At 67.9% G+C, this 11317-nt stretch carries 10 protein-coding genes; 5 read left to right on the plus strand and 5 right to left on the minus strand.

Annotation, left to right across the window (positions count from 1 at the left end; translation table 11 throughout):
• Nucleotides 1-110: 110 nt before the first annotated feature.
• From ROV95_RS00860 to ROV95_RS00875, 4 genes are all read left to right on the plus strand, one after another.
• Nucleotides 111-2594: a DNA topoisomerase I gene (locus ROV95_RS00860; RefSeq protein ID WP_312542290.1), complete on the plus strand. Its 2484-nt coding sequence runs from the start codon at nt 111-113 to the stop codon at nt 2592-2594.
• A gap of 97 nt (nt 2595-2691) precedes the next feature.
• Entirely contained in the window at nt 2692-3282 is a 591-nt protein-coding gene (locus ROV95_RS00865) for a Sua5/YciO/YrdC/YwlC family protein (protein WP_019660786.1), read from the plus strand.
• 43 nt (nt 3283-3325) lie between these two features.
• The gene (locus tag ROV95_RS00870; protein ID WP_312542294.1) at nt 3326-4003 is read left to right on the plus strand and encodes a DUF4124 domain-containing protein; all 678 of its coding nucleotides are present in this window, start codon (nt 3326-3328) and stop codon (nt 4001-4003) included.
• A 35-nt stretch (nt 4004-4038) separates the two neighbouring features.
• Complete coding sequence (locus ROV95_RS00875; protein WP_058978746.1) at nt 4039-4785, plus strand: hypothetical protein; 747 nt, start codon at nt 4039-4041, stop codon at nt 4783-4785.
• A 94-nt stretch (nt 4786-4879) separates the two neighbouring features.
• Here ROV95_RS00875 and ROV95_RS00880 read toward each other — a convergent pair whose 3' ends face one another.
• Nucleotides 4880-5656: an SDR family oxidoreductase gene (locus tag ROV95_RS00880; RefSeq protein ID WP_019660789.1), complete on the minus strand. Its 777-nt coding sequence runs from the start codon at nt 5654-5656 to the stop codon at nt 4880-4882.
• 111 nt (nt 5657-5767) lie between these two features.
• Between ROV95_RS00880 and ROV95_RS00885 the strand changes: the two genes are divergently transcribed.
• The gene (locus ROV95_RS00885; RefSeq protein ID WP_058978748.1) at nt 5768-5980 is read left to right on the plus strand and encodes a hypothetical protein; all 213 of its coding nucleotides are present in this window, start codon (nt 5768-5770) and stop codon (nt 5978-5980) included.
• Nucleotides 5981-6076: 96 nt separating this feature from the next.
• On the opposite strand, the gene sppA is transcribed toward ROV95_RS00885, so the two are convergent.
• The 4 genes from sppA to ROV95_RS00905 all read right to left on the minus strand — a co-directional run bounded on the left by sppA (nt 6077) and on the right by ROV95_RS00905 (nt 11258).
• Nucleotides 6077-7999, minus strand: coding sequence for a signal peptide peptidase SppA (gene sppA / locus ROV95_RS00890; RefSeq protein ID WP_312542299.1), 1923 nt, complete (start codon nt 7997-7999; stop codon nt 6077-6079).
• Nucleotides 8000-8114: 115 nt separating this feature from the next.
• Nucleotides 8115-9479: an MATE family efflux transporter gene (locus tag ROV95_RS00895; RefSeq protein WP_155030195.1), complete on the minus strand. Its 1365-nt coding sequence runs from the start codon at nt 9477-9479 to the stop codon at nt 8115-8117.
• Between the two features lie 206 nt (nt 9480-9685).
• Nucleotides 9686-10261, minus strand: coding sequence for a DUF3106 domain-containing protein (locus ROV95_RS00900; protein ID WP_019660793.1), 576 nt, complete (start codon nt 10259-10261; stop codon nt 9686-9688).
• Nucleotides 10254-11258: a hypothetical protein gene (locus ROV95_RS00905; protein WP_312542301.1), complete on the minus strand. Its 1005-nt coding sequence runs from the start codon at nt 11256-11258 to the stop codon at nt 10254-10256. The genes ROV95_RS00900 and ROV95_RS00905 overlap by 8 nt, the downstream gene beginning before the upstream one ends.
• Between the last annotated feature and the right edge of the window lie 59 nt (nt 11259-11317).

The following is an 11317-nucleotide window of genomic DNA, read 5'->3' on the forward strand; positions in this document are numbered from 1 at the left end:
CATTACCGGGCGTTCAGTTTATGGATTTGCCCGTGGCCGCTTCACTAATGCGGCCGTTTGCTCCACCCTAGCGGCCCCTTCTCCCGGTCCGCCCACAGACCTCTCCCGACATGCCCAAGCACCTGCTCATCGTCGAATCGCCAGCCAAGGCCAAGACGATCAACAAATACCTCGGCAAGGACTACACCGTCCTGGCCTCGTATGGGCATGTGCGTGACCTGATCCCGAAGGAAGGCGCGGTCGACCCGGACAACGGGTTCGCCATGCACTACGACGTGATCGACAAGAACGAAAAGCATGTCGATGCGATCGCCAAGGCCGCCAAGGGTGCCGACGACATCCTGCTGGCAACCGACCCGGATCGCGAAGGTGAAGCGATCAGCTGGCACATCGCCGAGATCCTGAAGGAACGCGGGCTGGTCAAGGACAAGCCGATGCAGCGCGTGGTGTTCACCGAGATCACCCCGCGCGCCATCAAGGAAGCGATCAGCCAGCCGCGCGCGATCGCCAGCGACCTGGTCGATGCCCAGCAGGCGCGCCGCGCGCTGGACTACCTGGTCGGCTTCAACCTGTCGCCGGTGCTGTGGCGCAAGGTCCAGCGCGGCCTGTCCGCAGGCCGCGTGCAGAGCCCGGCGCTGCGCATGATCGTCGAGCGCGAGGAAGAGATCGAAGCCTTCGTCGCCCGCGAATACTGGTCGATCGCGGCCGAATGCGCGCACCCGTCGCAGCACTTCAACGCCAAGCTGGTCAAGCTGGACGGGCAGAAGTTCGAGCAGTTCACCATCACCGACGGTGACACCGCCGAAGCCGCCCGCCTGCGTATCCAGCAGGCCGCGCAGGGCTCGTTGCATGTCACCGACGTGGCCAGCAAGGAGCGCAAGCGCCGTCCCGCGCCACCGTTCACCACCTCCACCCTGCAGCAGGAAGCCTCGCGCAAGCTCGGCTTCACTACCCGCAAGACCATGCAGGTTGCGCAGAAGCTGTATGAGGGCGTGGCCATCGGCGACGAAGGCACCGTCGGCCTGATTTCGTACATGCGTACCGACTCGGTGAACCTGTCGCAGGACGCGCTGGCGGAAATCCGCGACGTGATCGCCCGCGACTACGGCATCGCCTCGCTGCCGGACCAGCCCAACACCTACCAGACCAAGTCGAAGAACGCCCAGGAAGCGCACGAAGCGGTGCGCCCGACCTCGGTCCTGCGCACCCCGGCCCAGGTCGCACGCTTCCTCACCGACGACGAGCGCCGCCTGTACGAACTGATCTGGAAGCGCGCCGTCGCCTGCCAGATGATCCCGGCCACGCTCAATACCGTCAGCGTCGACCTGTCGGCCGGCAGCGAGCACGTGTTCCGTGCCAGCGGCACCACGGTGGTGATGCCCGGCTTCCTGGCCGTGTACGAGGAAGGCAAGGACAGCAAGAGCGCCGAGGACGAGGACGAAGGCCGCAAGCTGCCGGCGATGAAGCCGGGCGACCGCGTGCCGCTGGAACGCATCCAGGCCGAACAGCATTTCACCCAGCCGCCGCCGCGCTACACCGAAGCGGCGCTGGTGAAGGCGCTGGAAGAGTACGGCATCGGTCGTCCCTCGACCTACGCCTCGATCATCCAGACCCTGCTGTTCCGCAAGTACGTGGAAATGGAAGGCCGCAGCTTCCGCCCGTCCGACGTCGGCCGCGCGGTGTCCAAGTTCCTGTCCAGCCACTTCACCCAGTACGTGGACTACGACTTCACGGCCAAGCTCGAAGACGAGCTTGATGCCGTTTCGCGTGGCGAAGAAGAGTGGATTCCGCTGATGGCTCGCTTCTGGGAGCCGTTCAAGGAACTGGTGGAAGACAAGAAGGAATCGGTCGACCGCGCCGAGGCCAGTGGCGCGCGCGAGCTTGGCACCGATCCGAAGACAGGCAAGCCGGTCAGCGTGCGTCTGGGCCGCTTCGGGCCGTATGCCGCCATCGGCAGCACCGCCGAGGACGCCGAGGAGAAGCCGAAGTTCGCCTCGCTGCGCCCTGGCCAGTCGATGCACACCATCTCCTTGGAAGACGCGCTGGAGCTGTTCCTGATGCCGCGCGCGCTGGGTGAGGACAAGGGCGAGCCGGTCAGCGTCGGGATTGGCCGCTTCGGGCCGTTCGCCAAGCGTGGCAGCACCTACGCCTCGCTGAAGAAGGAAGACGACCCGTACACCATCGACCTGGCCCGTGCCGTGTTCCTGATCGAAGAGAAGGAAGAGATCGCGCGCAACCGGATCATCAAGGAATTCGAGGGCAGCGACATCCAGGTGCTGAACGGCCGCTTCGGCCCGTATATCAGCGACGGCAAGATGAACGGCAAGATCCCCAAGGACCGCGAGCCGGCATCGCTGACCCTGGCCGAAGTGCAGCAGCTGATGGAAGAAACCGGCAAGCCGGTGCGCAAGGGCTTCGGCGCCAAGAAGGCGGCAGCGAAAAAGGCACCGGCCAAGAAGGCGGCAGTGAAGAAGGAAGCGGCGCCGAAGAAGGCTGCTGCCAAGAAGGCGCCGGCAAAGAAGGCGGTGAAGAAGGCCGCCGCAAAGAAGGCCCCGGCGAGGAAAGCCGTCAAGAAGGCCGCTGCGAAGAAGTAGATCCACGCCATGCGTGGATGAGGGGCAAGGTGTGCGGACCAACGGTCCGCACCTACCGTCCGCGCCGACCACCCCTTCTGCACGCAGCAGGGGGATAATGGAGGCCCACGCCGGGCCGGTCGCCGCCATGAAAGAACTCACCCTGGACTCTGCTGTCGCCACGCTCCGCGCCGGCGGCGTGATCGCCTACCCGACCGAAGCGGTCTGGGGCCTGGGCTGTGATCCCTCGCAGGAAGCGGCAGTGCACATGGTGCTGCGGCTGAAGCAGCGACCGATCGAGAAAGGCATGATCCTGGTCGCGGCCGAGCTGGCGCAGCTGGAAGGCTGGGTGCGCCTGCAGGCGCTGCCCGACGCCCGCCAGCGCGCGGTACTGGCCAGCTGGCCCGGCGCCAACACCTGGATCCTGCCCGCTGGCCCGCGCGCGCAGCCCTGGGTCACCGGCGAACACAGCGGCATTGCGGTGCGCATCAGCGCGCACCCGCTGGTGGCCGAACTCTGCCGCGCCTGGGGCGGCCCGCTGGTCTCCACCAGCGCCAATCTGGCCGGCGAACCACCGGCGCGCAGCCGCGAAGAGCTGGATCCGCGCCTGCTGCGCCTGCTCGACGGCATCCTTGACGGACAGACCGGTGGCCTGGCCCAACCCACCCCCATACGCGACGCGCTCAGCGGCAACGTGCTGCGCTCCTGAGCCACCGATTGCACTGCCGCGGACAATCACGCACGCTGCCGCCATGAGCCTGCTGCGCGCCACCTTCAGCCTGTGCCTGCTGCTGCCGTGGACGGCGTCCGCAGCCGAAGACGTGCGGGTGTACCGCTGCGTTTCCAGCAACGGGGCCGTGGCCCTGCAGGACACGCCCTGCAACAGCGGCCGCCAGCAGGTTCGCGACCTGCAGCGCCCGCGCGATCCCGCTCCACGGGTGGTGCGCAGTGATGCCCCGCCTGCGCCGCCCGGCGAAACCCCGGTCATCCGCGAGCGCGAAGTCCGCCACGTCTACATCCAGCCGCCGCAGCCGATGTACGAATGCGTGAGCGATGATGGCCGACGCTATACCAGCGACAACAACGAAGGCAATCCGCGCTGGGTGCCGTTGTGGACCAGTGTCTGGCTGCCACACGCCCATCACGGCCCGGCCTACCCCGGACCGCGCCCGGCCACCGGCACGCCGATCGGCGAAGGCGCGGGTTATCGTCCCCCCTCGATCGGCGTGGGCGTGCAGGTTCCGGCCGGCAGCGTGCTGGTCCGCGACAGCTGCCATGCGTTGCCGCCGCAGGAAGTCTGTGCGCGACTGCGTGATCGCCGCTGGGAACTGGATCGCCGGTACAACAGTGCGCTGCAGAGTGAACGCACAGCCATCAGCAACGAACAGCGCGGCATCGATGCGCGCCTGTCGCGCGATTGCGAACGCTGACCGCAGCAAGCCGCCGCAGCCTGTACGCTGTACGCATGAACCGAGTGATCTGGCTGCTCCTGGTGCTGCTGCCTGGAAGCGCATTGGCCGAAGAGGGCGTGATCTACCGCTGTACCTCCAGCAGCAGTGACATCCCTACCCTGCAGCGCACGCCGTGTCCCACTGGCAGCAAGCAGCAGGTGCTGCGCATACCCGGCAAGGGCAACGCGCAGCCGGCCGCCGCTGCCCCTGTGGTCGCTGAACCTGCCCCCACCCCGGTGGAAACACCCGCGCCGCTGCCGGCCAACCCGGGTGTTGCGCCTGCGGCCCCAGCGAAGGCACGACGCGCGGACGAAGGACGCACGATCATGGAAGCAGGCATGGTCGAACACGAAGGAGACGACCAGATCCTTGACAGCGCGACGCTGCGTCGCGATGCCGAGGCCCGTGCTGCTGGAAGTGACGGTTCACCGAAGCCGCCGCTTCCTCCTATCTTCCAGTGCACCGACAGCCAGGGCGGCGGCTACCTGTACGAGTACGAGGCTGCGCCAGGTCGCTGCGAGCTGATGACAGTACAGGGCCTTGGCGGAGTGACGCCGGTGAATGCCGCCAGCTGTGAAGTGGTGCGCGATCAGTGCGAAGCGCTTCCCGAAGCGCAGCGCTGCGGTGCCTGGCAGCAGCGCTTCCGCGATGCCCGCGGCCGGGAGCGCTTCGCCGCGCCCGAGAACCGCGACAGCGCGCGCAAGGACCGCGAGCGGTTGCAGGGTGTGCTGGAGGCCAGCAACTGCCCGGTGCCGGGGTGACCGCCATCCGGTAGTGCCGGCCGCTGGCCGGCAACTGCAATCAACTGAATATCCTGTGGTTGCCGGCCAGCGGCCGGCACTACCCTTCCGAAGATCAGAACCCGTAGCGCAGGAAGCCGCCGTCCACCGCGATGCACTCGCCGGTAACGTAGCTGGCTGCCGGCAGGCACAGGAAGCCCACGGCCGCAGCCACTTCCTCCGGCTCGCCGATACGACGCATCGGCGTGCGATTGATGACTTCTTCGTAGTAGTCCGGGTCCGACAACGGGCCGGACGTGCGCCGGGTACGGATGTACCACGGTGCCACTGCGTTGACGCGGATGCCATCTTCGGCCCACTCGACGGCCAGGTTGCGGGTCATCTGGTGCATCGCCGCCTTGGTCATGCCGTAGACCACGCCACTGCGCACATGGGTCAGGCCGGACACGCTGCCGACGTTGACGATGGACGACGACGCGTGGCGTGCCAGCAGCGGATGTGCGTAGCGCGACAGCTCGAACGCCGAGAACAGGTTGGTCTCGAAGATCTTGCGCCACTCGTCTTCGGAGTACTCGGTGGCCGCCTTGGTGACGTTGCCGCCGGCGTTGTTTACCAGGATATGCAGGCCATCGCTGTGGTCCTCCACCCAGTCCAGGATCTGGCGGCGGTCTTCGTCGTCGGAAACATCGGCGGCCAGCGCATGCACCTGCATCTGCGGATACACATCCAGCAACTCGTCGCGCGCGGTCTCCAGCATATCGATATCGCGGCCGACGATCATCAGGTCGGCACCGAACCCGGCCAGTTCATGCGCGATGGCCAGGCCGATGCCGGCACTGGCGCCGGTGATCAGGGCAGTCTGGCCGTCCAGCCGCCACCGTTGCTGGGTCATGAGTCCTCCGGGGCCGCGCCCGCTGTGTTTCGATGCAACAAGGATACGCGCTCACGGCCGCCCCCTGCCGAGGATGCGACACTGCCCGCACGCCCATCACGGAGTGCCGCCATGCGCATCCTGGTCCTGTCCACGTCCCTGCTGGCCACCGTGCTGCTGTCCGCCTGCCAGCGCCCGCCAACGCCGAACCCGGAGAAGCCACCGGTGCCCAAGGCGATGGCGCGCGCGATGCAGGAGCCGCTGGACCGCGCCAAGGGCGCGCAGAAATCCGTCGATGACGCCGCTGCGGGCGAGCGCAAGGCCGAGGCCGACGCGACGCAGTGACCTGTGGGGTCAGAACCCTTTGCGGGCAAAGGGATCCGACCCCATGAACGAAACGCCCGGCCTGAGCCGGGCGTTTTCATTCGATAGCGTTGCCGGTCAGAACCCGCAGAAGCAGTACGCCAGCGCCTTCACCGGTGCGCCGTTGCCCTTTTCGCGGGCCGCGTTCTCGACGAAGCGCAACTGAGTGTCCACTTCCGGCATCGTGCGTGCCAGCATCATCCGCGCCATGCCCGAATCGGACAGCATCCAGGCACCGGCACGACTGCCAGCGAAACCGCTGACGAACTGCGCGAACGGCGTGGCTGCCTTCTCGATGTAGCGCACGCGATAGGCATCGGACTTGCCCAGCTTGGCGCGGCTGGCCGCATCGGCCACCGCATCCTTCAGGCCACCGAAGGCATCGACCAGGCCGCGTTCCTTGGCCTGTGCACCGCTCCACACGCGGCCGCGGGCCACCTCGTCGACGGCCTCGACCGGCTTCTTGCGCGCGTCGGCGACGCGACCGGTGAAGTCGGCGTAGCCTTTGTTGATCACCGACTGGATGACCTGGCCCACGGCCGGATCCATCGGCCGGGTGACATCGAACGCACCGGCGAAGCGGGTGGTGCCGACGCCATCGGTGTGCACGCCGATCTTGTCCAGCGCGCGGCTGAAGTTCGGCACCATGCCGAAGATGCCGATCGAACCGGTGATCGTCGACGGATCGGCGTAGATGCGATCGGCGTTCATGCTGATCCAGTAGCCACCGGAGGCGGCCAGGTCGCCCATCGATACCACCACCGGCTTGCCGGCGGCCTGCAGGGCGACCACTTCACGGCGGATCTGCTCGGAAGCGAACACTTCTCCGCCCGGCGAATCCACGCGCAGCACGACCGCCTTGACATCGTCGTCGTCGCGCGCGGCACGCAGCAGCGCCGACGTCGATTCGCCACCGATGCGGCCGGCCGGCAGGTCACCGCCGCTGATCTCGCCGGACGCCACCACCACTGCCACCTGCGGACGGTTGTCGACCGGGTTGCGGCGCGCATCAAGCTGGCCCAGGTAGGTGCCGAAGTCGACGTTGCGGAAGCCACCGTCGGCATCTTCGTCGGCCACGCCGCGCTCGATCATCAGGTCCTCGAACTCCTCGCGGGTCTTCAGCGCGGTCACCAGCTTCTGCTGCAGGGCGAACTTGGCCAGATCACCACCAGCAGCAGCGATGCCTTCCGGCAGCGTATCGATGCCGGCAGCCAGCTGTGCCGGATCCAGGCGACGGGCCTTGGCGATGTCGCCCAGGTAGCGCTGCCATACGTCGTTCATCCAGAACAGGTCGGCTTCCTTGGAGGCCGGCGACGCCGCGTCGAGCACGTACGGCTCGGCTGCGGACTTGTACTCACCCACCTTGAACAGGTGCACGTCCACGCCCAGCTTGTCCTGCAGGCCGGTGCGGAAGTACTGGCGGTAGCGGCCCAGGCCCTCAAGCACCACCGAACCCATCGGGTCCAGGTAGACCTCGTCGGCCTGTGCGGCCAGCAGGTACTGCGACTGGCCCATGCTCTCGCTGTAGGCCACCAGCTGCTTGCCGGAGGCACGCAGGTCCTGCAGTGCCGCAGCCACTTCACGCAGCGAGGCGAAGCCCGAGGGCTGCAGCTTGTCCAGCTCCAGCACCACGCGCTCGATCTTCTTGTCTTCCTTGGCCGACTCGATCACCCGCAGCAGGTCGCGCAGCTGGATCTCTTCGGCACCGTTGTCGCCCACCGCCTTGGCCAGTGCGCGGCTGACCGGATCGGCGCTGAACTGCTCGACCAGCCGGCCTTCCGGCGCGATCACCAGGGTGGTGCGGTCCTGCAGCGACTTGCTGGCACCGGCGCCCATGCCTGCGGCGATGACGAACATCACCAGCAGCAGGAACAGCAGGCCGAAGAACACCAGGTTGAGGATCAACCGGCGGGTGAAGTTCATGACGTCCCACAGCCCGATGAAGAAACTGGCGACGGGGTTGCGACGCGCCGGGGGCAGCGGGGGCACGGGGTGATTCATGGAACGCTCCGGATGGCTTCTTGCCGTGGTGCCAGCATAGCCGGTGCCGCGTGATGCGGCATCGGACACAAGTCAGGGGATCGCCCGCCACGGGTGGCCGGGGCGGGGCGGAAGTTCAGGACAGCATCGACTGGCCGATGCGCAGGCTGCTGCGCCGCAGGCGCCAGCCCATCAGGATGGCAGCGGCGGTGAGGCCCACGATCAGGCCGATCCACATACCCTGCGGGCCCATGCCCAGCCCCAGGCCGAGCCCGGCGCCCAGCGGCATGCCCAGGCCCCAGTACGCGAACATGGCGATGAACATCGGCACACGGGTGTCCTTCAGGCCGCGCAGCGCGCCGGCCGACAGCACCTGGATGCCATCCGGGAACTGGAAGGTGGCCGCGTACAGCAGCAGCGTCGAGGCCAGGCCGGCCACCGCCAGGTCGTTGGTGTAGACACCGACGATGGCATCGTGGCCGAACAGCAGTACCGCCGCCGACAATGTCTGCGTACCCATGATGATCGCGTAGCCGGCCCAGGCCGCGCGCCGCACGCCGAAGCCATCGCCGCGGCCGACCGCATGGCCGACACGCACGGTAGTGGCCTCGGCCACGCCCATCGGAATCATGAAGCACAGCTGGGCGACGTTGATCGCGATCTGGTGCGCAGCCGCTTCATTGGCACCGAGGCGGCCGATCAGCAGCGCGGTGACGATGAACAGGCCGCCTTCCATCAGCACGGTGATGCCGATCGGCAGGCCGGTGCGCAGCAGGTCCCAGATCGCCTTCCAGCGCGGCCCTTCGAAGTGCGAGAACAGCTGCAGATGGGCAAAGCGCCTGGTCCGCCACAGATACAGGGCGAATGCGGTTGCCTGCAGCCACATCATCACCGCCGAGGCGATCCCCAGGCCTTCGGCGCCCAGTTCCGGGAAACCGAGCTTGCCATTGGCCAGCACATAGCCCAGCGGCGCCAGCACCAGCAGGCCACCGAAGCCAAGCAGCATGGTGGGCAGTGTCCAGTGCATGCCTTCGCTGAGGTAGCGCATGCAGAAGTACAGGGTCAGCGCCGGGCCGCCCCAGCGCACCGCATGCAGGAACGCAGTCGCCCCCGGCACGATGTCCGGTGCGATGCCGAAGGCCGGCAGCAGCGGCGGCACCACCGTAAGGAAGGTGAACATGATCAGGCCCAGGCCCAACGCCAGCCACAGCGCCTGTCGGAACAGCGGGCCGATCTCGCGCTCGCGGCCAGCGCCGTGCAGCTGCGACACCGAGGCGGTGAGCGAGATCAGGGTGCCGATCGGGATCAGCATCGGCAGCCACAGCAGGGCGGTACCGATGGTCACCGCAGCCAGCGTCGCGGTGGCGTGGTGACCGGCAATCACGTTGTCGACGAAGGAGATCAGACCGGTGGACACATGGCCCAGCACAAGCGGCAGGGCGAGCAGACCGGTAGCGCCGACTTCCTTGCTGAAGCGCGGCGTGGAGGTTGCAGTAGACATAAGGTGCTTGACGCGAACTACGGTTGCGCGCGAAGGGCACAGGCACCGGGTTGCGGCCGGTCATCTTACGCGCCCGGCGCGCGCATTCCCATGACATGGGGTGAATGCTGGGTTCCGGCTGCCCCAAGCAAAAAGGGGACGGAGGGGATTAAGTCGTATCTGGCCAGTCAGTGCCGAATGCGACTTAATCCCCTCCGTCCCCTTTTTTACTGGCCCGCTTGGCGCTTGAGCCAGCTGTCGCGTTCGGCGGCCGGCACCGCAAGGAAGGCGCTGCGCACGGCGTCGCGCTCCTGCGGCGGCGTACGCTGCGCGACCAGGGCCAGCTGGGCCAGCTGCGCCGGGCTGAGCTGACGCAGCACGGCCAGCGCGGTCTCGCGCTGCTCCGGAGGCACGAAGCCGAACAAGCCATGCAGCTTTGGGAATTCCAGGCCCAGTTGCGGGCCCAGCCGCCACCCGTCGCGGAACGCCTGGTCCTGATCGCCGAACTGCTGTCGCAGACGCTGCTGCTGGTCTGCGGGCAGCGCATTGAATCGCGCAGCGGCCTGGCGGATGCGCTCGCGCTCTCCTTCCGGCAACGCGCGCCAGGCGGCGTAGTCGGCACGGCGCTGGCGCTGCTGCTGCGGATCGAGCTGGGCAAAGCCAGCCGGTGCCGCGGTCGAAGCCGGCGGCACGGCCGGGGTGGCCGGCGATGGCGGCGGCAATGGCACGTTCAACGATTGCGGCGCCGCAGACAGGGACAGCGGCAAGGCCAGCAACAGGCTGGCGAACACGGACTTATTCATCGGCGGCGGCGGTTTCCAGCGTGGCACTGGCCGGCTCCGGTCGGCTCGGCTTGGCTTGCGATTCGTCCACCGGCAGCGGACCGCCCGCGGCGGTCCATGCGTACAGGTCAGCATCGGCAACCAGCGGGTAGTCGCGATCGGCCAGCATCGCTGCGTCGTCATTGGCTTGGGCCTGCGTTGCATCCGGCGTGGCGTCGACCTTGCTCGGTGGCAGGGCTTCCACCGTCACCGGACCGGCCTCGCCCACGACGCCTTCCGGCAGCGGCGCATCGTTGCCGAAGGAACGTCCCTGCAGGTGGCGCCAACCCAGCGCAGCGGCCAGCAGCACCGCCACGGTTACCAGCAGGATCAGCGGACCACGCCAGCGCGGCTTGGCGCCCGTACGACGGCGCTTGCCATGGGCGGCCGCGCGCTCGTCCCGCTGCGGTGCTCGCCAGCTGGAGGTCGGCGCTTCATTGTGGGCGGCGGGTGCCGCCGGCTGCTGAAGCTGCTGCAGGCGCCTGGCCGGCAGTTCACGGATACGCGCCTGTACCTGTTCGGCCAACTGGCGCCAGGCCGCGGCATCGGGCTGGCCCTGGGCATCGCGCGGGCAGGCATCGGCCAGCAGGTGCTGGTAGCCGGCCTCGTCCTGGTCGAGCACGCGCGTGGCGATGCTCTCGTCCAGGCTGCCGCCTACCCGCAGCAGCAGCGCCAGGCGCGGCAGCGGCGACATCGCAGCCAGCGCGGCCAACGGTGGCGCCCATTGGCCACCCACCGGCTCGCGCAGGGCCTGGCGCTGGCCCAGCAGGGTCCAGAAGCGGGTCGGCCACTGCGCCATCGGCAGGTCGCTGGCAACGGCCGCGAACGCGCGCATCACTGCCACCAGGGTCTGTTCGGCGCGCGCGGCATCGCCGCACTGCAGCTCAGCCACCACCAGGGCGCGGCGCTCGACGCCACGCAGGAACGCCGACAGCGCGCCGGCCGCGGTCGAGGAAACAGGGGCGGGCACAGCCGTCATCGGTCACTCCAAAGGTCTGGGGGAATGATAGCGGCAGGCAATCGACGCCCGTAGGACTT

The sequence above is a fragment of the Stenotrophomonas maltophilia group sp. msm1 genome, assembly GCF_032025805.1.
GTDB classification, from domain to species: domain Bacteria; phylum Pseudomonadota; class Gammaproteobacteria; order Xanthomonadales; family Xanthomonadaceae; genus Stenotrophomonas; species Stenotrophomonas hibiscicola.